General features: G+C 52.6%; 10 protein-coding genes. 3 read left to right on the forward strand and 7 right to left on the reverse strand.

Annotated features, from left to right (window positions below; genetic code table 11):
* Positions 1-165: 165 nt before the first annotated feature.
* The 3 genes from rpoB (at position 166) to OQ371_RS09985 (ending at position 9,314) form a co-directional block, all read left to right on the forward strand.
* Positions 166-4,029, forward strand: coding sequence for a DNA-directed RNA polymerase subunit beta (gene rpoB, locus OQ371_RS09975; protein WP_265993613.1), 3,864 nt, complete (start codon positions 166-168; stop codon positions 4,027-4,029).
* Between the two features lie 82 nt (positions 4,030-4,111).
* Positions 4,112-8,440 (forward strand): DNA-directed RNA polymerase subunit beta', encoded by a 4,329-nt coding sequence (gene rpoC / locus OQ371_RS09980; RefSeq protein ID WP_265993614.1) that lies wholly within the window; start codon positions 4,112-4,114, stop codon positions 8,438-8,440.
* A 208-nt stretch (positions 8,441-8,648) separates the two neighbouring features.
* Positions 8,649-9,314 carry a TetR/AcrR family transcriptional regulator gene (locus OQ371_RS09985; RefSeq protein ID WP_265993615.1) on the forward strand — a complete coding sequence of 222 codons (666 nt, stop codon included), beginning with the start codon at positions 8,649-8,651 and terminating at the stop codon, positions 9,312-9,314.
* 89 nt (positions 9,315-9,403) lie between these two features.
* Here the strand turns inward: OQ371_RS09985 and OQ371_RS09990 are convergent, their stop codons facing one another.
* The 7 genes from OQ371_RS09990 to OQ371_RS10020 all read right to left on the reverse strand — a co-directional run bounded on the left by OQ371_RS09990 (position 9,404) and on the right by OQ371_RS10020 (position 24,333).
* A complete protein-coding gene (locus OQ371_RS09990; protein ID WP_265993616.1) occupies positions 9,404-10,507 on the reverse strand; it encodes a hypothetical protein in 1,104 nt (367 codons plus the stop codon).
* On the reverse strand, positions 10,504-11,151 hold the full coding sequence (locus OQ371_RS09995; RefSeq protein ID WP_265993617.1) for an ABC transporter ATP-binding protein: 648 nt from the start codon (positions 11,149-11,151) through the stop codon (positions 10,504-10,506). Before OQ371_RS09995 ends, OQ371_RS09990 begins: the two co-directional genes overlap by 4 nt.
* The gene (locus OQ371_RS10000; protein WP_265993618.1) at positions 11,151-12,506 is read right to left on the reverse strand and encodes a vanadium-dependent haloperoxidase; all 1,356 of its coding nucleotides are present in this window, start codon (positions 12,504-12,506) and stop codon (positions 11,151-11,153) included. Before OQ371_RS10000 ends, OQ371_RS09995 begins: the two co-directional genes overlap by 1 nt.
* Positions 12,507-12,586: 80 nt before the next feature.
* Positions 12,587-16,003 (reverse strand): VCBS repeat-containing protein, encoded by a 3,417-nt coding sequence (locus OQ371_RS10005; protein ID WP_265993619.1) that lies wholly within the window; start codon positions 16,001-16,003, stop codon positions 12,587-12,589.
* Positions 16,004-16,006: 3 nt separating this feature from the next.
* A complete protein-coding gene (locus OQ371_RS10010; RefSeq protein WP_265993620.1) occupies positions 16,007-19,444 on the reverse strand; it encodes a VCBS repeat-containing protein in 3,438 nt (1,145 codons plus the stop codon).
* Positions 19,445-19,462: 18 nt separating this feature from the next.
* Positions 19,463-22,606, reverse strand: a complete 3,144-nt coding sequence (locus tag OQ371_RS10015; RefSeq protein ID WP_265993621.1) for a VCBS repeat-containing protein — start codon at positions 22,604-22,606, stop codon at positions 19,463-19,465.
* A gap of 182 nt (positions 22,607-22,788) precedes the next feature.
* Positions 22,789-24,333, reverse strand: a complete 1,545-nt coding sequence (locus OQ371_RS10020; RefSeq protein WP_265993622.1) for a RagB/SusD family nutrient uptake outer membrane protein — start codon at positions 24,331-24,333, stop codon at positions 22,789-22,791.
* Between the last annotated feature and the right edge of the window lie 16 nt (positions 24,334-24,349).

A 24,349-nucleotide genomic window follows, 5' to 3' on the forward strand; every position in this document is an offset into this window, starting at 1 on the left:
TATGTCAGGTCTTTTCCTGTTTGGGGAGTTTTGCGCTGTACAGACGGGAATGCAAACTATTTTCCTGTAAATTACGTTGTCCGTTTATGCCTCTTTGTATATTCAATAGTATATACCTAAGCGGACGAGTTATTATCGATCACTACAACTAAACGCAACGAAGTCTTGGCTACGAAAACAACTGCGCGTATAAGCTTTGCGAAAATCAAACCAGTGATCGAATATCCGGATTTTTTGGATGTTCAGATACAATCTTTCCAAGATTTTTTTCAGTTAGACACCCCTTCTGATAATCGTTCGAAAGAAGGTTTGTTTAAAGTTTTTCAAGAAAATTTTCCGATATCAGATTCCCGCGAAAATTTTGTGCTGGAATTCATTGATTATTCGGTTGATCCCCCTAAATATTCCGTCGATGAGTGTATCGATCGGGGTCTGACGTATTCGGTACCGCTGAAAGCTAAATTACGGCTTTCATGCAACGATGCCGATAACGAAGACTTCGAGACAATCGAGCAGGAAGTGTTTTTGGGTAACATCCCTTATATGACGGCGAAAGGCTCGTTCGTCATTAACGGAGCAGAACGGGTAATTGTTTCTCAATTGCACCGTTCACCGGGTGTGTTCTTCTCGATGAGCAAACACACCAATGGAACGAAGTTGTATTCAGCACGGATTATCCCGTTTAAAGGATCCTGGATAGAATTCTCGACCGACGTTAACAATGTCATGTATGCCTACATCGACCGGAAAAAGAAATTTCCAGTTACGACGCTGCTGCGGGCAATTGGCTTTGGTTCGGATAAGGAAATTCTTGATCTGTTCGGTTTATCTGAAGAAATACCGGCAACTCCAGCCAACCTAAAGAAAATCGTTGGCCGTCGGTTGGCCGCGCGGGTTTTGCGGACTTGGACGGAAGACTTTGTGGATGAGGATACGGGTGAAGTAGTATCAATTAGCCGGAATGAGGTCCTGATGGAACGCGACTCGGTTGTTACTTCCGATCACATCGATACCATTACCGACTCCGGTCAGAAATCGATCATCCTGCATAAGGAGGATATGAACGTAGCGGATTATAATATCATTTATAATACGCTGCAAAAAGATAGCTCCAACTCAGAAAAAGAAGCTGTTGAGCAGATCTACCGCCAGCTTCGGAACACGGAGGCACCAGATGAGCAAACCGCCCGTGAGATCATTCAGAGTTTGTTCTTCTCGGACAAACGCTATGACCTGGGTGATGTAGGTCGCTACCGGATCAACAAAAAACTGGGTCTGGATGTAGCCGCTGACACCAAAGTATTGACGACGGAAGATATCGTTTCCATCGTGAAGTACCTGATCGGTCTGATCAACTCCAAAGCCGTTGTTGATGATATTGACCACCTGAGCAACCGGCGCGTCCGGACGGTAGGGGAGCAATTGTACGCGCAATTTGGTGTAGGTCTGGCGCGGATGGCCCGGACCATCAAAGAACGGATGAACGTTCGTGATAACGAAGACTTCAAGCCGGTTGATCTGATCAACGCCCGGACGCTGTCTTCGGTGATCAACTCGTTCTTTGGAACAAACCAGCTGTCGCAATTCATGGACCAGACGAATCCGCTGGCCGAAGTGACGCATAAGCGTCGGATGTCGGCACTCGGACCCGGTGGTCTGTCGCGCGAACGGGCCGGTTTCGAGGTTCGTGACGTTCACTACACGCACTACGGACGTCTGTGTACGATTGAAACGCCGGAAGGACCGAACATCGGTTTGATTTCGTCGCTTTGCGTGTACGCAAAAGTAAACAGTATGGGCTTTATCGAAACCCCGTACCGGATTATCGAAAGCGGCCAGGTAGCGCAGGATCAACCCGTGAAATACCTGACGGCTGAAGAGGAAGATACGCATTACATTGCTCAGGCCAATACAACCGTTGATACGCAAGGCACGCTGACCGGCGACCGGATCAAGTCACGTTTTGAAGGTGACTTCCCGATGTCGGAGCCGACAAGCGTTACTTACATGGATATTGCGCCGAACCAGATCGTTTCGGTGGCGGCTTCGATGATTCCGTTCCTGGAGCATGATGATGCTAACCGGGCCTTGATGGGATCAAACATGCAACGGCAGGCGGTTCCGCTGCTGCGGCCACAGGCTCCCATTGTCGGAACGGGTCTGGAAGGACGGGTTGCGATCGATTCACGGGCATTGGTGATTGCTGAGGAAGACGGTGTTATCGATTTCGTGGATTCAACCAAGATTGTGGTTCGCTACGATCTGGCCGATGATCAGCGTCTGGTTAGCTTTGACGATGATCTGAAAACCTACGACCTAATTAAATTCCGCCGGACGAACCAGGATACGTGCATCAACCTGAAGCCGATGGTGCTGAAAGGTCAGAAAGTAAAGAAAGGCGAACCGCTTTGCGAAGGATACGCAACAGAAGGTGGTGAGCTGGCCTTGGGTCGGAACATGAAAGTCGCTTTCATGCCCTGGCAGGGATACAACTTTGAGGATGCCATTGTAATCTCGGAGCGGGTTGTTCGTGAAGATATCTTTACCTCAATCCACATCGAAGAGTTTGAACTCGAAGTACGGGATACCAAACGTGGTGAAGAGGAGCTGACCGCGGAAATTCCGAACGTTTCAGAAGAAACCGTTCGCAACCTGGATGAGAACGGTATTGTCCGTGTCGGTACGGAAGTGAAGGAAGGCGATATCCTGATTGGCAAGATTACGCCGAAAGGAGAAAGTGATCCTACGCCGGAAGAAAAACTGCTCCGCGCCATCTTTGGTGACAAAGCCGGTGACGTGAAAGATGCTTCCAAAAAAGCACCGCCGTCGCTGAAAGGAGTAGTTATCGATACGAAGCTGTTCTCCCGCCCGAACAAAGATGAGCGTTCGAAGCATAAGGATGAGATCAAGGCCTTGATGAAACGCTACAGCCGGGAGTTGGTCGGTGTTCGCGAGAAGATGATCAACAAGATGTCGACGTTGCTGGAAGGCAAAACGTCACAAGGCATCAACCACAAGTTCGGCGATAACATCACGAGCAAAGGTGTTAAGTTTACCCGGAAAAATATCTCTGACAACCTGTTCCCGGATAAAAACCCGTACCGCGACGAAAGTAGCTACTCGGTACCGGAGGAAGTCAACCTGCTGGGGGATTTGCTGATCGAAGGCTGGACGGATGATCCGCATACCAACAAGTTGTTGACTCAGATGGTCAAAAACTATAACAACCGCCGGAACGAAATCACGGGGCGCTTCAAACGCGAACGGTTTACACTGGAAGTGGGTGATGAACTACCGGCGGGTATCGTGAAACTGGCGAAAGTTTATGTTGCCAAAAAGCGGAAGCTGAAAGTGGGTGACAAGATGGCTGGTCGTCACGGAAACAAAGGGGTTGTTGCCCGGATTGTTCGCGATGAAGACATGCCCTTCTTGCAAGACGGAACGCCGGTCGATATCGTACTGAACCCGCTTGGTGTACCATCCCGGATGAACCTTGGTCAGATTTACGAAACCGTCTTAGGTTGGGCGGGTCTAAAACTGGGCCGTAAATATGCGACACCCATTTTCGACGGTGCAACCGAAGATCAGGTCGTTGCTGAACTGGATGCAGCCGGTCTGCCTTCGTTCGGACGGACCTACCTGTACGACGGTTTATCGGGTGAGCGGTTTGATCAGCCGGTTACTGTCGGTGTAATTTACATGCTGAAATTGGGTCACTTAGTTGACGATAAAATGCACGCTCGTTCGATTGGACCTTACTCCCTCATCACCCAGCAGCCGCTGGGTGGTAAGGCACAGTTCGGTGGTCAGCGGTTCGGAGAAATGGAAGTATGGGCGCTCGAAGCCTTTGGGGCTTCGCACATCCTCCAGGAAATTCTGACTGTCAAATCCGACGACGTAGTAGGCCGGGCTAAAGCCTACGAAGCCATTGTAAAAGGCGAGAACTTGCCGAAACCCAACATTCCGGAATCGTTCAACGTGTTGGTGCACGAATTGCGCGGTCTGGCCCTTGAGGTTACAATGGATTAACACAGTCGACTTTCCCTACCAGCCAGCTGGCTGGTAGGGAAAACGGCTACAAGAATATTTTCACCCAATAAAACTCCATCCAATGTCATTCAAAAAGAATAAGAAGCTCAACAGCGACTTTTCCAGAGTGCTGATCAGCCTGGCCTCGCCCGAGTCCATTCTGGAGAGTTCGTATGGTGAAGTGACGCAACCGGAGACGATCAACTACCGGACTTACAAGCCCGAAATGGGCGGTTTGTTCTGTGAGCGGATCTTCGGCCCGGTTAAAGACTGGGAGTGTCATTGTGGTAAGTACAAACGTATTCGCTACAAAGGCATTATCTGCGATCGCTGTGGGGTCGAAGTGACGGAGAAGAAAGTGCGTCGGGAACGGATGGGTCATATTGAGCTGGTTGTTCCAGTGGCACACATCTGGTATTTCCGGAGCCTTCCCAATAAAATTGGATACCTGCTCGGCCTTTCAACCAAGAAGCTCGATCAGATTATCTACTACGAACGGTATGTTGTTGTTCAACCGGGTATCAAGGGCGAAGACGGCGTTCAGGAACTGGACTTCTTGACGGAAGATGAGTACCTGGATATTGTTGATAAACTGCCGAGTGGCAACCAACTGCTGCCGGATTCTGATCCGCAGAAGTTTATTGCAAAAATGGGTGCGGAAGCGCTCGAACTGCTGCTGTCGCGGGTAGATCTGGACGAATTGTCGTATAACCTGCGTCACGCTGCGGCTACAGATACATCACAACAACGGAAAGCAGAAGCGTTGAAACGGCTGAAAGTTGTTGAGGCCTTCCGGGATGCCAACACCCGCGTCGAAAACCGGCCGGAATGGATGGTGATTCGGATGGTGCCCGTTATTCCACCGGAACTGCGTCCGCTCGTCCCTCTGGATGGGGGCCGTTTTGCAACTTCCGACTTGAATGACCTGTATCGCCGGGTGATCATCCGGAATAACCGTCTGAAGCGTCTGATTGAAATTAAAGCGCCGGAAGTTATTCTACGGAACGAAAAGCGGATGTTGCAGGAAGCCGTCGATTCGCTGTTTGACAACTCACGGAAGGTCAACGCCGTTCGTTCGGAAGGAAACCGGGCCCTGAAGTCGCTGTCCGACATGCTGAAAGGAAAGCAGGGACGGTTCCGGCAAAACCTGCTCGGTAAACGGGTCGACTATTCAGGTCGTTCGGTAATCGTTGTAGGTCCTGAATTAAAACTGCACGAGTGCGGTCTGCCCAAAGACATGGCGGCTGAGTTGTTCAAGCCGTTTATCATCCGTAAGCTGATCGAGCGCGGTATTGTCAAAACCGTAAAATCAGCGAAGAAAATCGTTGACCGGAAAGACCCGATTATCTGGGATATTCTGGAAAACGTACTGAAGGGCCACCCGGTTCTGCTGAACCGGGCTCCAACGCTGCACCGATTAGGTATTCAGGCTTTCCAGCCGAAACTGATCGAGGGAAAAGCAATTCAGCTGCACCCGCTCGTTTGTACGGCTTTCAACGCTGACTTTGACGGTGACCAGATGGCCGTTCACGTTCCGCTGGGACAGGAAGCCATCCTGGAAGCGTCAATGCTCATGTTGGCGTCGCATAACATCCTGAACCCGGCCAACGGTGCGCCGATTACTGTACCGTCGCAGGACATGGTGTTGGGCTTATATTACGTAACGAAAGGGCGCCGGAGTACACCGGAATATCCGATTGTTGGTGAAGGCATGACGTTCTACGGACCTGAAGAAGTCATTATCGCCATCAACGAAAAGAAACTTTCGAAACACGCGAATATCAAAGTCCGGACGCAGGTTCGGAATGAGAAAGGGGAACTTGAAACAAAACTGATCGAAACGGTTGCGGGTCGGGTTCTGTTCAACCAATCCGTTCCAACTGAAGTCGGTTACATCAATGAACTGCTGACCAAGAAAAAACTGCAGCAGATCATTGCCCATATCTTTAAAATTGCCGGTGGTTCAAAAACGGCTCAGTTCCTTGATGATATCAAGGAGCTTGGCTTCCAGATGGCGTTCAAAGGTGGTTTGTCAATTGGTCTGAGCGACGTAAAAGTCCCGGATGCAAAAGAGAAACTGATCGAAGAGGCCAAGCAGGAAGTAGAAGGCGTTTGGAACAACTACCTGATGGGTCTGATCACGGAAAACGAGCGGTATAACCAGGTAATTGATATCTGGACGCGCGTTAACAGCCGGATTACGGAAACCCTGATGAAGCAGTTGGAAGCCGATCAGCAGGGCTTTAACTCGATCTTCATGATGATGCACTCCGGTGCACGGGGGTCCCGCGAACAGATTCGTCAGTTGGGCGGTATGCGGGGTCTGATGGCCAAACCGCAGAAGAACCTGCAAGGTTCAGTCGGTGAGATCATCGAAAACCCGATTCTGTCGAACTTCAAAGAAGGTCTGGACGTATTGGAATACTTCATCTCGACGCACGGTGCACGGAAAGGTTTGGCGGATACGGCTTTGAAAACGGCCGATGCCGGTTACCTGACACGTCGTCTGCACGACGTTGCGCAGGATGTGATTATCACAGAAGATGATTGCGGTACGCTCCGGGGTCTGCAGATCTCGGCCCTGAAAGATAATGAGGATGTTGTCGAACCATTGTCAGAGCGTATCCTGGGCCGGGTAACGGTTCATGATGTATACAATCCGCTGACGAAAGAGCTGATTGTAGCTGGTGGTAGCGAGATCAACGAAGAAATTGCGGCATCTATCGACGAAACCAGTATCGAAACCGTTGAAATCCGGTCGGTATTGACCTGTGAAGCCAAGAAAGGCGTTTGTGCAAAATGCTACGGTCGGAACCTGGCAACGGGTCGGATGGTCGACATTGGTGAAGCCGTAGGGGTCATTGCTTCGCAATCCATCGGTGAGCCAGGGACGCAGTTGACGCTTCGTACCTTCCACGTGGGTGGTACGGCTTCTAACATCGCGGTTGACGCTTCGATCCGGGCTAAATTTGACGGTATCGTTCAGTTCGAAGAAATGCGGACGGTTGAATCCGTTGACAACGAAGGTAACCCGATTACGGTCGTTATGGGTCGTTCTGGCGAGGTGAAGATCGTTGATCCGGCTAATCCGAACCTGATTTTGATTAGTAACAACGTTCCGTATGGTGCTTTCCTGCGCGTAAAAGAAAATCAGCCGGTTAAGAAGGGTGATGAACTTTGTGCCTGGGATCCGTACAACGCCGTTATCTTATCCGAACTGACGGGTAAAGTGGAATTTGAAGCGATTGAAGAAGCAATTACCTACCGGGAGGAGTTTGACGAACAGACTGGCTTCCAGGAAATGGTGATCATCGAAAGCCGCGATAAAACCAAAAACCCGGCAATCGTTGTAAAAGGCACCAGCACGCTGCTGGAAGATACGACGGAGAAAGGGTATAACCTGCCAGTAAGTGCTCGTCTGGTCGTTAAAAACGGCCAGGACATCAAAGCCGGTCAGCCGGTGGCGAAAATTCCGCGTAACGTTGGTAAAACCCGCGATATTACGGGTGGTCTGCCACGGGTAACAGAATTGTTCGAAGCGCGTAATCCGTCGAACCCGGCGGTTGTCAGCGAAATCGACGGTGTTGTTACTTACGGTACGATCAAACGGGGTAACCGCGAGATCTTTATCGAGTCGAAAGACGGTACGAAGAAGAAATACCTGGTACCGTTGTCGAAACACATTCTGGTGCAGGATAACGACTTCGTACGGGCGGGCGATCCGCTGTCGGATGGCGCCATTACGCCGTCAGACATCCTGTCGATCAAAGGACCGACCGCGGTGCAGGAGTACCTGGTGAATGAAATTCAGGAAGTATACCGTCTGCAAGGTGTGAAAATCAACGATAAGCACATTGAAGCGATTGTTCGTCAGATGATGCAAAAAGTTGAGATCATGGACGCTGGCGACACGATCTTCCTGGATATGCAATCGGTGGATAAGTGGACATTCCGGACGGAAAACGACAAGATCATGAACATGAAAGTCGTTACGGATCCGGGTGATTCAGATTCCCTGAAAGCTGGTCAGATCATCTCGGTCCGTCGTCTGCGCGATGAAAACTCCAGCCTGAAACGTCGGGATATGAAGATTGTCGAAGTACGGGATGCCATGCCGGCGGTTTCACAGCCGACCCTGCAGGGTATTACGCAAGCTTCTCTGGGTACAGAAAGCTTCCTGTCGGCCGCTTCATTCCAAGAAACGACCAAAGTATTGAGTGAGGCTTCCATCCGCGGTAAAGCCGACTATCTGGAAGGATTGAAGGAAAACGTGTTGGTGGGTCACCTGATCCCGGCTGGTACGGGTGCACGGCGGTACAACAACATTATCGTCAATTCAAAAGAGGAATACGAATCGTTTGTTGAAACCCGTGAGAAGTTTACACGGACTAAAAAACGGGAAACGGTTTAATCCGTTATAAACAATAAGTAAAAAAGGAACCCCAATTGGGGTTCCTTTTTTATTGGCCTTTGGATAGGCACATCCAGCTTTTAAGTCCGCCGAGAAATAAGTTATGTTCTTTTTTTAATGAAATATTGAAGATAATTGTAACCTCTATGTGACTTTACCTTGCGTTCAGCGTCTGATTAGTAACTGAGGACTAACAAACATCCTACCTATGGAAAAAGCAAAACGGAATCGTGCGCAGACGTCACAACGAATTATCAATGCTCTTGAAGAGGTTATAGCCGAAAAAGGAATTGACGGCATTGGCATAAACCGGATCTCTGAAAAAGCTGGCGTAAGCAAAGTACTTATCTACCGCTATTTTGGCGGACTTGACGGTTTGCTGAGTTATTACGTTAAGATGGGGCGTTTGTTTCCATTGCTGAATCCGGTTACCCTGGAGCAGTTGCGCCCGGTTCACGAAAACGACTTAGCCAAGCTATGGTATAAACAACTAGTCCACTCGTTTCGCTTCTTTCGTCAGTTTCCGGCGGCTTTCCAAATTGTAAGAGCGACGGTCACGGAAGATAGCTCTTTGGCGGATGAAGTGAGCAAAGCCTTTGATGAGGAACTGACCCGCTTAGTCGAACAGCTTGCCTTCGTAAAAGGAGCTGATGTACAAGCTGTATCGGCCATTATGGCCGGTGCAATGGCTTATCTGACGTTGCTCTCTAAAAATAACCGTACGTTTATGGGTATTAACCTAGCTACCGAAGAAGGTTGGCAACGGATTGAAGAAGCGGTACGGATTATCTATACTGGCCTAAACCGCATGGCGGTTCAGTCAGCCGATGTTTCCCTGGATTTACATCCTACCGGAGTATCCAGGTACTGGTAAGCGCAAACAACCAGTCTCTTATTTATAAATCCGCTAGCCAGAAAAAAGTTGGTTAGCGGATTTGTTCTGAAATTGAGGACAAGGCAATTCTATAGGTCATTCTCTTCCCAAGTAGAACGGTAAAAGTTACGGATAAACAGCGAAGTAGCTACTACAATACTCAAAGACGCTAAGCTCCCGGCTGGCAGTCGGTACATAATCAGCAGAAAGAAGGCAATAAGGGGCCAGAACAAGGTTGCTACAAAGCGATCCCGGGGTTGATGGCGAGTCAGCAAAGCCGCGAATTGCAACCAGAGTAAGCTGAAGCCTAAAAACCATACGCCCGCTAGGTCTAGAAGAGAAACGGTTTCGGGTCCTCTAACGATCAACAACAACGCTTCCGGAATTAGCAATAGCGCTTGAATTCCGCCATACAGCAACAAACGCCTTGCAAGAGGTAAAGGTAAGTTACGCAGCAGCATCAACTGCCTGGCTTCGAATTGATACAGTTCAAAAACCACACCGGCGTGAAAAGCCGCCGACAACAACATTCCCAGCGATAGCAAGCGGATATCGTAATCGTCGGTGGGATAAAGCAGAAGAATGCCGGCGGTAAGCAGACACGATCCGGCTTTGGTTAGCAACAGGGTAATGGGTTGCTCCCGAAACAGGTAACGAATAAAGAACAAGCCGTATGGAGTAGTCAGAGTCTGACGAAGCCAGTTGCCCAGGTAGCCGGTAAATAGTTCCGGATTCGGATTGTGTAAAGCCCGCTCGATAAAAGGCAAGGGCAACAGAGACAAAGTGCCAGCGATTAAAATGAGTGAACCGTTTGCTGTAGTTGTACGCTGCTGAACGCCCACCCAAAGCATAAAACCAGCGTATAAAACCACCGGAGCCAATAGCTGAAGATTCAGTAGATAAAAGACGGAAAGCCGTTTGACGGCGGGAATGAGCCTAAAAAACTGAAGCAGATTGGTGGTGTGAAGGAGCTGCCGTTGGAAATGAATCACGTAAGCCGTATACAGCAGCCAGAGTGCAACGTACCCAGCCAGAAAGACGCTGTCGTGCAACGCGTAAGTGGCCAGCGCAATGTGTTCGTTCGAACTTAAAAAGCCAAAGCCCAGCAACAGAACAACCAGAAATAGCCCGGAATTTTGCAGGTAAAATTGCCGAACGATCAACTTCTCCGGAACGGTCCACAGCGCTTTCATGGATTGGCCGGTTGCGGTAGGAGAGCCAACGTCTGCTGTTGAATTAGCCAGGTAAAATCAACGGGTAGATCGACGGGGTCAACGTCCTGGTGCGTTGATAACAAAAAGCTGACGCCCTGCTGACGGCTTTGACGAATGCAATCGGTAACGGCCTGAATGGTGGCCTGATCGAGCGTAATGAGCGGCTCGTCGAGCAAAATCAGCGTAGGGTTACCCAGGAAAGCCAGTACCAGAGACGTTTTTTTGAGCATTCCGCTGGAATAGGTACCGAGGGGCGTTTTCATGAAATCCCGGACACCAAACCGGTCGATCAGGTCATTAAATTGCCCGGCAGGAGCCTTCTTGGTTGCCCCCACCCAGCGGATCAGTTCCCAGGCCGTCAGAAAGGCCGGATAAATCGGCTCGGCCTCTCCGTAGTTGACCCGAAGACGGTATTCTACGGGGTTTTTCCTCAGATCATACCGCTTATCAAGAACCAGACTCCCTTCGAACGGCAACAAACCCGCAACGGTTCGAAAAAAAGTTGTTTTTCCCGAACCATTGCGCCCTTTGATCCAGTGAATACCCGGCGGAAAATCAGCCCGTTGAATGTCCAGCACCAACTGGTTCTGGTAGGCTTTCCGAAAATTCTGGACCGTTAGCATCAGCGAGGTGCCATGGCAACTTCCTTTTTCTTCGCCAGCTTTTCAACCACGTATTCACCCACTTTTCGACCCTGAACGTTCCCCAACTCCAGCGCATCCCGGAAGTGAATACCGCCGTATAAACGGCTGTAGGAGGCTTCGACTGCGGCATCCCGGAATGACTTGAAAGACCGTACGCCATGACCGTACGGGTGCTCGGTTGAGTCCGTAAAGGCAACGTTATCCCCATAAAGCAAGGTCAGCACTTCGGCGGCAGCCGCCGAAATAACGCTGTGACCGCTGGTATACTCGGGAAATGGGGGAGTTTGCAGGTAGGGCGTCCACTTCGGATCGATGAATTTGTTGATGACGGTTTCGGGACGGATGCGGTTACTCCGGTATTTCTCGTCCCAGCAGCTAATGAAACCGTCGGCCAGCGCAAAGGCGGTCAGCGCGTAGGCTTGCACACTTTTGGGGAAATCCGCTTTCTGCTGACGGGCAATCGTGGCCGCAATTGCCAGCCAGTGACCGCCCGGCGTCATTTTTTTGGAAGCATAGGAAACGTGTCCGGCCACGTTCATCACAAAGGCGTTGTCATCCCAGAAGAACGCCGTTCTGCGCTGTTCCTCAGTCTGGTGAACGCCCAGTTGATAAACTTCATCCACCAGTTTGTAGAAAGGACTGCCTTTGGCCATGTCATAAGCAGCCGCTTTGGGCGGTATAAACTGGGAGCACGTGTCCATTACCCAGCACCGGATTTGCATCCATTTGGGCTCGGCGGCTTCCATGTAGGCCGGGGGCGTTGGTACCCACGTTCCCTCGGCGTTTGTGACGGTGTGTTTGAAACCGCGCGTTTGTTTATACGAATCTTTGCCCGCAAACTCCATAATGTGCTTGGCAACGGCTTCACCATAAGCCATCGAACGCTCGATTACCTCTTCGGGCACGCCAATTTCCTTATATTGTTCGTAAAAGTCTTTTTCAAACTCGTCGAACATATCGCCGGAGAACGTCAGGTTACGGCTGACGGTCAGAAAGGCCCTGGCGCTGGCCAACGGAAAGCAGTATTCCTGGCCGGGTTCGGGTTTGGGCGGGGCCGTAAACTTACGGAGCTTACCGGCCAGCGACTCGTAGCCCGGCTGACCCGCAACCATCGCTTCGTAGCCCGCTAGTGTGGCGTATCCATAAATCCGGCTGGCGACCGGCGGGGAAAAGATGTCGTGGATGATAACATCCGTAAGTTTTTTAACGCATTGGTGATACCGCTCCGGTTCAGCGGCTTTGGCGTTGTATTCTTCGGGTGTGGCTTTCGGTTGGCAACTGGTCAGAAGCCAAAGCCCGCCGAGTACGATGAGGTACGCTATGGGATTCTTCATGAGCAATCCTAGTCAAGGTAAGTACAAGAGGACTACAAATTTACCTCAAAAAAAGCACATCTTATAAGTGTGTGGGTTATTTATGGATTCCTGATCAAACCGGCTACCACCGCCGGTTTAGCCTTCTGAAAAATTTGCAGCGTTGTGTCGTTGCGGGCCACTAGCCAGCGCCGTGAGTTGGCAATGCGAATGGGTTTGATGTCGCGTACTTCGCCTTCGAGCAGAAAGCCGCTGGCGAACGGCGAAAGAGCCGAGAAACGCGTTTTATTGTCGGTTTTGCCACCCCGATTCTTCAGAACCAGCCCGTAGTTGGCATCGTAACGGCCCTGGTAGGTACTGACGCCGTAAAAATTGCCGCCCGCCAGTACGTCCGGAAAACCGTCGTTGTCGATGTCGTCGGCTCGCAGGGCAAACAGTTTGGAAACCTGCGCCAGCATCGGCAGTTGGTGAACGATGAAATGGCCATCCCCCCGGTTTTCCAGAAACACGGAAGCAAACTGGTTTACCTCGTGTTCCTCGGCCCCCTCCAGTTCCTGCGCTTCGAACACGTTCTCCAGGGGTTTTCCGGCGAAAGAAGTGTAGTCGGTAAACCGCTTGTTGACAATGCTGGGCATTTGTTTTCCCAACTCATCCTTAAAATTGACGGGATGCCAGTCTTTTCCGTTGCGCTGATACGCCAGAATCTGGTCGGTGCTGCCGTTTTTATCGAAATCTTTTACCCACATTTTCAGCCGTGGATCGGGCTGCTTGATGAACTTGGTATTCAGACCCAGATTTCCGGCCACCAGGTCCAGATCGCCGTCGCGGTCGAAGTCGGCGGCTGTCAGGCACTGCCAGAAACCGCTCAGGGCGGTATTCTCATCCGTAATGCTTTTTATGGCTTCTAGTTTGCCGTTTTGTTTGGCGAAGACCCGAATAGGCATCCAGTCGCCCGCAACTACCAAGTCGAGGTCCTTGTCCTGGTCGTAATCCATCCAAACGGCGTCGGTAATCATACCGGCCTTGCGAAGTTCGGGAGCCAGCCGATCGGTCTGGTCCGAAAACCGTCCCTTACCGTCGTTGATCAGCAGATACGAGTTGGGAATTTTACCGTAAGCGAAAGCCACCACCCGGCCCCCCACAAACAGATCCAGATCGCCGTCGTTGTCGAAATCCACCGGCCGAACGCAGCTTTTATTGTCGTACATCGGTGGCAAACCGTTCGAGCGCGTGAAGTTGCCCTTCCCGTCGTTCAGATACAGCCGGTCAAACTGTTCGGGCATTTTTTCGAAAAACTCGTTGCCGCCCGATACCACGTACAAATCCAGGTCTTTATCGCCGTCGGCATCGAAGAAAACCGCATCCACATCCTCATACGTCGAATCGGCCCGGAAGGCCGGTTGGTGGCTTGACACGAAGCGACCGTCCGGTTGCTGAAGCTGCAAGCTGCCGGCCTGCCATTTTGCCCCAGCCGCGTAAAAGTCCTCCAGCCCGTCACCGTTTACGTCGCCAACGGCCAGTTTCGGCCCTTCCGTCGAGACCTTGAACGGCATCAGCGATTCCCGCACAAAATCGAAATAGGTGTTTTCCTGGTGCTGATAAGCAATCGAAATCTGGTCGCTTACGTTTTCCAGCAGCGGCTGAGGATCGGGCGCGGTAAACTGGAAGGTACCCACATCCTGCCGGGCCGCAGTTTGTCTCAGGGTCAGGGTCTGATTGGCCTGCACCGCCGTCCTGACTTCCATCTTCTGGTTGGGCCAGATCACAATCAGTGAATCGACGGTAGCGAGCTCGCCCAGACCAAACGTTAAAGCCGGTTCTACGGATGACTGAAAACCGCGCGTCGGCACCAGTTGCTGGAGTTGCAGGCCGTTTTTGGTTTTCAGCACCACTTTTGCCCCAACGCCAAAACTGTTACCGGCCTCACCCTGAAGTTTGATTTTCAGCCAGTGACGCGTGGGGAACAGCTGATTCGATTGATTCTGAAAAACGCCAGCCGGGTCGTTGATGTCGTTGGTAATCAGATCCAGATCACCGTCGTTGTCCAGATCCGCGTATACCGCCCCGCTCGAAAACGTCGGTTTTTCAAAGCCCCAGGCCAGTGATTTGTCCGTAAATTTCAGGGTTGCCGAGCCCTGAAACAGGTAGTTATGCACCTTGCCTTCAGGCATCATGGCGATTGCTTTTTCGTCCAGCACGTTGGACGTCTCGATGGTAGACCGCATCGAGTTGTCGGAGGTGAACTTAACGTAATCGAGATCGTTGGGTCGTCGGACAATGCCGTTGGCCACAAACAGATCTTTTATGCCGTCGTTGTCGTAGTCGGCCAGCAGCGGTGCCCAGCTCCAGTCGGTGGCTGCCACTCCGGCCATCGCGCCCACATCCATGAATTTCCGGCCCGACTGATTGATCTGGAGGCAGTTTCGACTGTACTGGTTCATGTAGCCGAAGGTGAGCTTGTAGATATAAATATCCAGCGGCTCTTCGCCCAGCGACATTTTTTCGACGGTCTCGTCTTCGGGGTACATATCCAGCGTAACCACATCCTGAAAACCGTCGTTGTTGACATCGGCAATATCGTTGCCCATCGAAAACCGGCTGACGTGGGCAAACGCCTTGCGAACGCTTTCCGTAAAACCGCCTTTGCCGTTGTTGACGTAGTAGTAATCGTCTTCGTGGAAGTCATTGGAAACGTAAATATCTTCCCAGCCGTCGTTGTTCAGATCGGCCACCGAAATGCCCAGACCGTAGCCCATAGCAGCTCCATAAATGCCGGCCTGCTCGCTGACGTTGGTAAAGTGCGGTGTTTCTTTGTCGGCTTTGCTTTCGCTCGTTGGGCCATCGGCGCCAATCAACTCATTCCGAAACAGGTAATCGCCGGATTCATTCTGGCGCAGGTTTCGGGCCGAAACGCGGTCATAGCTGCGGGAGGTATGCACGGCGTGGTTGAGCAGATACATGTCCAGATCGCCGTCGTGGTCATAATCGAAGAAGGCGGCCTGGGTCGAAAAACCGGTAAAGTTTAAGCCGTATTCGGCGGCTTTCTCGGAAAACGTACCGTCCTGGTTGTTGATGTACAGTTCATTGGAGCCTTGCTGCCCCTGGAAATTGCCCACGGAGCAAACGTAAATATCCAGCCAGCCGTCGCCGTTGACGTCCGCCATCGTTACGCCCGTCTGCCAGTCGGCGGCCCCTTCGACGCCCGCTTTTCGGGTGATGTCTTCGAATTTGAAGCCGCCTTTGTTCAGGTAAAGTTTGTTTTTGCCCTGATTAGAGACAAAGTACAGATCGGTCAGGCCGTCGTTGTTGATATCACCCGCGGCCACCCCCGCACCGTTGTAAAAATACAGGTAATCAATGATGTTGAAACGGGCGGTATTCTGTACCTGATTGACAAAACCAACACCCGTTTGGGTGGAGTCCAGCGAATGAAAAAGCGGTTTTTCGGACGGAGAAGAGCGACAGCCCCAAACCGCCAGCGTTCCGACTATGAGGAAAAGAGGAATGTATTTGATCATAGGTTACTTCCGAACCAATTCATTTTGCAGACCCACTTTGGGTTTTCTAATGTCGAAAACCTGAGCCTGGTCGTTGTTTTTAGCCAACACAATTCGTTTGCTGCCGTTAGGTCCCCGCACTTCCCGCATGGCGCGCACCTGGCCCAGTACCGAAAAGCCCGACTGCCCGGACGGCATGGCCGTAAACTGACCGCGCCCGTTGCCCGTCAGCAGCAGGCCATAACTGGCGTCGTAGCGGCCAATCTCGTTGAGCACATCGAAGAAATTGCCCGCCAGCAGGATATCCGTCTTTCCGTCGGCGTTGTAATCGCCGACCAAAATACTACGAATGGGAGACAGTTGTGCCTGTAGGGGCAAAGACCGAAGCGTGAACCGGGGTTTGCCGTCGGCAGCGGTGCCCTCATTGAGCAACACGGCCGTTTCGGCGGTTTGAACGGTTTTGACCTCGGTGCCTTCCCGCTGTTCTGCCGTAAACAAATCTTCAAAGCCAGCTTTGGCGTAATCCGTGTGCTTCAGGTACTTCTTTTTGATGGCCGGAATCCGCTTCTGCAAATCCGGTTTCTGAACCATCACGCATTCGCGGCCCTGGCGGTAGCAGGTTACAATCGGATCGTAGGTGCCGTTGCGGTCAAAATCGTTGCCGTATAGATGCGCCGGTTCCTGCTCCGAGGCTACCAGCCGGCTGTTTAAACCCAGGTTACCCACGACAAAATCGGTGTCGCCGTCGCCGTCCAGATCGGCCGCCCGGATGGTGTTCCACCAGCCCCCGCTTTTGGCGAGCGTTGGGTCTTCCAGCCGTTCAAATCCCTTGCCCTGCTTATTTTTCAGGACGGTAATCGGCATCCAGTCGCCCACCAGCACCAGATCCGGATACTGATCGTTATCCACGTCGGTCCAGACCGCATCGGTAACCATTCCAATTTCGCCCGAAAAAGGCATCAACGCCTGGGTTGCTTTGCGGAAATTACCCTTACCATCGTTGACCAATAACGTTTGCTGTGGGTTACGGCCATACTGCCCCGGCACCATACGCCCCCCGACGAATAAATCCAGATCACCGTCCCGGTCAAAATCGCAGGCCGTTACGCAGGAGCTGCTTTCCAGCACGCGGGGTATGGTTTTGTCCCAGGTCAGATTTCCCTTGCCGTCGTTGCGGTAAAACCGGTCGAATAATAACGTTGGATCGTCAAATTCGTTGCCGCCCGTGGCGACATATAGGTCCAGAGCCCCGTCGCCGTCGGCGTCAAAGAACGTGGCGGCTACGTCTTCCGTATAGGTGGCATCGAGCAGGAAAGGTTGTTTCTGGGGTGCATACGAGCCGTTGGTTTGCTGAATGTAGAGCGCGCGCGGCATGTTGGCGGCCCCACCAAAGAACAAATCATCCAGACCGTCGCCGTTGACATCGCCAGCCGCCAGGGCCGGGCCTTCGCGGGAGAGCATCTGTTTCAGCAGGCCGTCCCGGTCGTAGTCCACAAAGTTGTTTTCGGTATGCTGGTAATTCAGGCCGACCTGAGCCGTTATATCCGCCAGCAACACCGGTTTGGCGGTTGGAGCGGGCTGCGGTGAAGCCGTCTGGCGGGCGTTTCGGTAGTCGAGCAAGAGCGTTTGGTTGGCTTTCGGCTGACGAATGACCTGCCTGCGTTCGTCCGGCCAGATCACCGTCAGGGAGTCGATGACCGGGTTTTTCCCGAGCCCAAACACCAGCGTCAGGTCCACCGATGACTGAAAACCCCGGTTGGGCATTTGCTGTAAATACTGCGTCTGGCCCTTCTGGTGAACGTACACTTTGGTACCGATGGCGTTCCGGTTTTGCGCATAACCGCGGAACTGCACGCGCAGAAAAGCTTGCTGATTGCCCTCAACGGCCGTATTTCGGTAGATCGAAGCCGGAGCGTTGTTGTTATTCACGACCAGGTCCAGGTCGCCGTCGTTGTCCAGATCACCGTAAGCGGCTCCGTTCGAAAAGCCGGGTGTCGCCAGTCCCCAGTCGGCGGCTTTGTTGGTGTATTGCAAACCGTTGCCGTTGTTGCGGAAGGCGTAGTTGGCCAGGGGCGTCGACGGCATTTTGTCGACGTATTCTTTGTAGTCAAAATTCTTTTTCCCTTCAATCATCAACTGAATATCCGGGTTGTCGGATAAGTAATTGACGAAGTCCTGATCGGTGAGGTCTTTCAAAATACCGTTGGTTACAAAAATGTCTTTGTGGCCGTCCATGTCCATGTCGAACAGCAAAGCGCCCCAGCTCCAGTCGGTGGCGGAGGTGCCCGAAAGCCTGCCGATTTCCGAAAACGTTACCTGCCCGGTCGGACCGGCCCCGTTGTTGAGGTGGAGCATGTTGCGCGGGTCCTGGTGGTAAAAATCGCGCGACAGCTTCAACTGGTATAGTTCGTAATTCTCGAACGATCCAGTGGTTTTCAGGCGGTAATCATCATCGGGCATCATGTCCGTAACAAAAATGTCCAGATTGCCGTCGTTGTTCATGTCCGCAATATCGGCCCCCATCGACGTCAGGCTGATGTGGCCCATGTGGTCTTTAATAGACTCTTTGAAAGTACCGTCTTTCTGGTTGATGTACAGGTAATCCCGTTCGTAGAAATCATTGGAGATATAAATGTCCAGCCAGTTGTCGTTGTTTACGTCGCCGACGGTAATGCCCAGTCCAAAACCAATCAGGCTGCCGTAAATTCCCGCTTCTTCACTAGCATCGACAAAGATGGGCGCGTTCGAATCATTCGCGTTCTTGCCCAGCTTTTCCCGTTCTTTGGTCATGTTTCGGAACAGTTTCTGCCCCCCCAGCCGGTCGCGGGTTTCGCGCATGTTCTGGTAGCCCAGCCGGTCCATCGGGGTGAAGCTGTTGTTAAGCAGGTACATATCCAGGTCGCCGTCGCGGTCGTAATCAAAAAAGGCCGCGTGGGTCGAAAAACCGCCGTCGACCAAACCGTACCGGGCGGTCTGTTCCTGGTAGGTTGGCAGCCCCGGCTGGCCCGCACGGTTTTTAACACCCTGGTTGATGTAGAGCTGGTTGCCACGGGCATCCCGGCTGCCCGAATTGCAAACGTAAATGTCCAGCAAACCGTCGCCGTTGACGTCGGCCATCGTTACACCCGTCGACCAGAATTTCTTGCCTACAATGCCAGCCGCTTGCGTAACGTCTTCAAACTGCCAGTTGCCCTTGTTGAGGTAAAGCTTATTTTCTTCAAAATTAGAGGTAAAAAAGAGGTCGGGCAGGCCGTCGTTGTTCACGTCGCCGATGGCTACCCCTGCGCCGTTGTAGAAATTGCGGTAATTGAAAATATTAAAGTCTTTTTTGTCGAGGCTGCGGTTGATGAAGTCGACCCCGGTTTGGGAAGACGACAGCTCCTCAAACAGCGGTTTTGAATCGGGTTTACAGGCCGCCAGCCACAGTAGACTGACCATTCCTATCCATTTCTTGCGTATCATAATTGGTTAAGCACTTGGTTAACGGGATCGGCGGAAAACACGCAACGGGCGATTGTTAACGCCTACCAGCACATAATCGCCCGCCATTTTTACATCCCGGACATCGCCTTTGACAAAGATGCCGGACGCGGTAGACGAAACCGGCGCAAACTGCCAGTTACCCCGGTTGCTCAGTAAAACGCCGTGATTGGCATCGATCTTACCGATCCGCAGGCGCATGGTGGAATTGTTGCCCATCAGCAGCAAGTCGGGCCGCCCATCCCGGTCAACATCCTGGGCTGCAATACCGTATACGGGGGCATACTGAGCCTGCAAGGGCAGAGGCCGGGGCACCAACTCGCCGTTGCGATTTTCCAGCAGCAGCGTTTTTACTTCACTGATGGTTTTCTTCTGGGCTTTTTGCAGCACGTCGGGGGTGAAAAACTGGTCGATGGTGGCGTCGGAATACGTCTGATAGTTGGTAAAAATCTTCCGCAGGCTAGGCATTTGCTCGCCGATTTCATCGCGGGAATAAGCCGGGTACGATTTGCCCTGAATGTAATAATTCATGAAGCAATCAATGGTGCCGTTCTGATCGAAATCTTCGTACACCAGCGTAGCGGGTTGCTCGGTTGAGGTCCGGATTTGGGAATTTAGCCCCAGATTGCCGATCACCAGATCATCGTCGCCATCGCCGTCGAGGTCCGCTTTTTCGATGCGGTTCCACCAACCGGCCAGTGCCTCATACGTCTTGGCCTTTTCGACCGAAAAAACGCCTTTTTGATTCAGCAAAACCGTTACGGGCATCCATTCGCCCACCAGCACCAAATCCGGCCAGCCATCGCGATTCAGATCGAGCGGAACGGCGTCCGTCACCAATCCCAGCTTGCCGAGCGAAATGCGGGTAAAGTTGGCCTTGCCATCGTTGCGTAGCAGAAACGATTCGTCGGCTGCCGGAAAGCGGCTGGGTTTGATATGTCCCCCCACAAAAAGGTCCAGATCGCCGTCGCGGTCGAAGTCCAGCACCTTAACGCAACTGCCGTTGTCGGTCTCGGCGGGAAGCGGTTGCGGCATAAACCCGCCTTTGCCGTCGTTCAGCCACAGTTGGTCCTGTAAATGCGCCGTTTCGCGCACTTCATAGCCGCCGTTGACCACGTACAAATCAGGACGTTTGTCACCGTTAAAATCCGCCAGAACCGCATCCGTGTTTTTCCGGGATTCAGCGCCCGTCAGCTGCGCCGGTGTAAAGCCTGCGGTAGTTTGTCGGAAAAAGCGCCCGGGCTGCTGGGGCGTACCACACACAAAAACGTCCTGCCGACCATCGCCGTCGATGTCGCCCACCGCCATGCGCGGCCCGGAATAGGAATACTGCATGGGCAGCAGCAACTGACGGTCAAAATTGTTGGTCGGTTCGATGGTATGGTTGAAGGCCGGGGCCGTGATTTCTTCGAACAGCGGTTTGGCTGCGGTTTGTGTGTTTTCGCGGGGCGCTGATGCCTGCTGATAATCCAGCGTTAAGACCTGATTCGGATTTACCGGATTGAGTGTCTGCTGCTTTCCGTCCGGCCACTTTACCGTTAGTCGCACCGGAGCCGTTTGTGAGCCCAGGCCAAACCGCAGGTCGCCGTGGCTGCACGACTGAAAACCGCGCGTTGGATACCATTCCTGCGTTTGCGTCAGGCTGTCGGTTTGCACGGTCACGGTAGCGCCGATGCCGAACGGATTCGAAACCAGTCCTTTAAAGCGAACACCGACGTAAGCCGATTGCGCCTGTTCGCGGCTGTGGTTCTTATAAATCCGTGCCGTTTCGTTCAAGTTATTGGTAACCAGGTCCAGATCGCCGTCGTTGTCCAGGTCTGCATACGCGCAGCCGTTGGAGGTCGCCGTCTCGTCGAAACCCCAGGCCTGCTGGTGGTTGCTGAACGTCAGGTTACGGTTGTTCCTGAAAATAAAGTTTTTCGTGCGGGTGGAGGGCATTTGCCGGATCAGTTCAATCGGAGAACGTTGGCCTGCTTCGGCTTCGTCGGAATACTTAACAAAGTCGCCGTTCGTGAAATCCCGCACCATACCGTTGCTGACGAATACGTCCTTGTAGCCGTCCAGATCAAAATCCGCGAGCAGCGTGCCCCAACTCCAGTCGGTATTGGAGACTCCCGCCAGCTGACCAATTTCGGCAAACTGCCCGTTGGCCTGTTGGACTTGCAGCATGTTGCGCATGTTCTGGTGCCAGAAACCGTTCAGGAGCTGGGCCTGATACACGTTCCAGCTGTCGGGCCAGGGCAGCAGTTTTTGCCGGGCGTTGCTTTCGGGCAGCATATCCAGCGTAAAAATATCGGGTAAGGCATCGTTGTTGACGTCGGCCACATCGACGCCCATTGACGAGTAGGAGGTATGCTCGATGCGCTCCCGCAATTCATCGCGGAAGGTTCCGTCGCGTTGGTTGATGTACAGGTAATCATCCTCCACAAAATCGTTGGTGACGTAAATATCCGGGTAACCGTCCTGGTTCAGATCAGAAATGGAAACGCCCAGCCCAAAGCCCAGTGGATTGCCTTTGATGCCCGCCTGTTCGGAAACATCCGTGAAATGCCCGTTGCCGTCGTTGCGAAAGAGCTTGTCACCGGCGTTGTAATCCCGCTCGGTCCGCATAACGGCGGCTTCTTTGCGCTGGTAGTCTTTCAGGTTGTGATTGATCAGAAAACAATCGAGGTCGCCGTCGCGGTCGTAATCGAAGAAGGTGGCCTGCACCGAATAGCCGGAATCGTCGAGGCCGTACCGGGCGGCCTGGTCCGTGAAGGTCAGATCGTGGTTGTTGATGAACAGCTGGTTTTTCCGCAGGGCATCCGGGCGCTGGCCGGAGTAACAGACATAGATGTCGAGCCAGCCGTCGGCGTTGATGTCCACCAGCGTTACGCCGGTTTTCCAGCCATTGGGCCGACCGGCTACCCCCGCCTTCTGCGTAATGTCCTCAAAATGCAAATCGCCTTTGTTGGCGTAAAGCTTGTTGGCTACCTGGTTGCCGGTCAAGAAGAGGTCGGCCAGGCCATCGTTGTTCAAGTCACCGACCGCCACACCGCCCCCGTTGTAGAAATACTCGAAGGCCAGAATGTTTTCCTGCTCGGTTTCCTCTAACTGGTTGATGAAGTGAACGCCGGTCTGCTGGGCGTCAAGCTTTTGAAACAACGGTTGATCAGACTGACAGGCACTCAACCAGAGACTGAGGGTAAAGATAAAAAGGTACCCGAATTTCATGTAAAAAGAATCCTCTCGCAAAAACACACGCCATTTGCTGACATACCTAACAAACGGAACAGCAGCCCGTGGTAGGCTGCTGTTCCGGGGTATTAATATTATGAAATTAATGGTTAATAACCAACATTCTGCTTCAGGTTCGGGTTGGTGTCGAGTGCCTGCTGCGGAATCGGGAAAACGATGCGGAAGGCTTCCGATTGATTGGGTTTCTGATCCATCGGGTTCAGGAACGTACCGAAGCGGATCATGTCGTTCCGGCGCCAGCCTTCCCAGTACAGCTCACGACCCCGTTCGGCCAGCAGAGCTGCGTCGTTTACGGTTGCCAGGGCCGCCGTACCGCGGGTAGTCCGGAGTTGGTTGACCAGCGACAAAGGCGTTGCTCCGCCGGTCGCGGTACCGCCCCGGTGAATGGCTTCGGCTTTCATCAGCAGTACATCGGCGTACCGGAAAAATACGTAGTCATTGCCGCCGTTGTCCAATCGTGTGGGATCAGGAAGGTATTTAACTACCCGGATTCCGTCCGCTTCCCGCGAATACAGCAGGTTAAGCTGCGGGGTAAACGTCAAGGGAGCACCGGCACGGTCGGTCAACTGACGGCCACCGGGGCCAAATTGCTGACCCGCCAGGAAACCCGCCCGGAGTCCCAGGCTATCGGTCATTCCGGCGATGGCTTTCCCACGACGTTCGTCGGCGGCATCAAAGCTGTTGTAGAAGTCCGCCAGGGTCGTAAAGCCGTTCCAGCCGTCGGGGCGCTGGTTGTAGTGCAGCGACATCCGGTAGCGGTTCTGCGTGTTGCCCACAGCAGCTCCTTTTTCATTGGCGATTACGAAAATCAGCTCTTTCGACCGCGTGCTGTTTTCCCAGTGGAAGTTGTCAAAGTATTCTCCCTGGGGTTCAAGCGCATAGCGGTTCGAGTTGATGATGGCGTCACAGTTGGTGATCACCTGATTCATATCGGCCTGCGCAAACGTAAAGGGCCCCGAAGGGGAGTTGGGGTCCTGCGTAAATACCGCCCGGTTCAGGTAAACTTTCGCCAGCAGAAACTGAGCCGCGTCGCGGTTGGCCCGACCCGGATTCAGCGTTGCGGGCAGGTTCTGAATCGCGTAAGTCAAGTCATCGATGATGTAAGCCGTGGCTTCTGCGCGCGTCATCACGCGGGGATTCTCATCAAAGCTGGCGTTGGCTTCCCGGAAGGGCACCTGGCCGTACAAATCAACCACGTGGTACATAAAGAACGCCCGCAAAAAACGCGCCTGCGCCTGAACGTTGGCGTTGGAACCCGCTGCCGAAGCAGCCTGCGTAGCCCGGAATATTCCGGAGTTAAGCTGGTTCCAGGAGCCAATTACGTCAACCGTAGTTGCATCCCAGGTATGCTGGTGCAACCGGCGCCAGCGGCCAAAGTCATCCCAGTCGGTTCCGCGCGTGGGTCCCATCATTTCATCCGATGGGTGTTCCAGCAACGCGTACGCATTCGCCTGGTCCGTGATGGTATTCAGCTGGGCATAAACCCCATTCAGCAAGCTCTCCAGGTTGCCCGCATCGGCAGACGGCAGAGAAGTTGATCGGTCCAGTACCTTATCCTCGAGATTCGTACAGCCGATGACCAGCATCGTCCCCGTACAGACTATCGCGAAAGGTATTTTAAGTGATATATTCATTGGTTGTGTCAAATGT

It is taken from the genome of Larkinella insperata, assembly GCF_026248825.1.
Lineage (GTDB): Bacteria > Bacteroidota > Bacteroidia > Cytophagales > Spirosomataceae > Larkinella > Larkinella insperata.

Coding starts and splice junctions, on each gene's coding strand:
- rpoC (WP_265993614.1), top strand. CDS start 4,112: ATGTCATTCAAAAAGAATAAGAAGCTCAACAGCGACTTTTCCAGAGTG.
- OQ371_RS09985 (WP_265993615.1), top strand. CDS start 8,649: ATGGAAAAAGCAAAACGGAATCGTGCGCAGACGTCACAACGAATTATC.
- OQ371_RS09990 (WP_265993616.1), bottom strand. CDS start 10,507: ATGAAAGCGCTGTGGACCGTTCCGGAGAAGTTGATCGTTCGGCAATTT.
- OQ371_RS09995 (WP_265993617.1), bottom strand. CDS start 11,151: ATGCTAACGGTCCAGAATTTTCGGAAAGCCTACCAGAACCAGTTGGTG.
- OQ371_RS10000 (WP_265993618.1), bottom strand. CDS start 12,506: ATGAAGAATCCCATAGCGTACCTCATCGTACTCGGCGGGCTTTGGCTT.
- OQ371_RS10005 (WP_265993619.1), bottom strand. CDS start 16,003: ATGATCAAATACATTCCTCTTTTCCTCATAGTCGGAACGCTGGCGGTT.
- OQ371_RS10010 (WP_265993620.1), bottom strand. CDS start 19,444: ATGATACGCAAGAAATGGATAGGAATGGTCAGTCTACTGTGGCTGGCG.
- OQ371_RS10020 (WP_265993622.1), bottom strand. CDS start 24,333: ATGAATATATCACTTAAAATACCTTTCGCGATAGTCTGTACGGGGACG.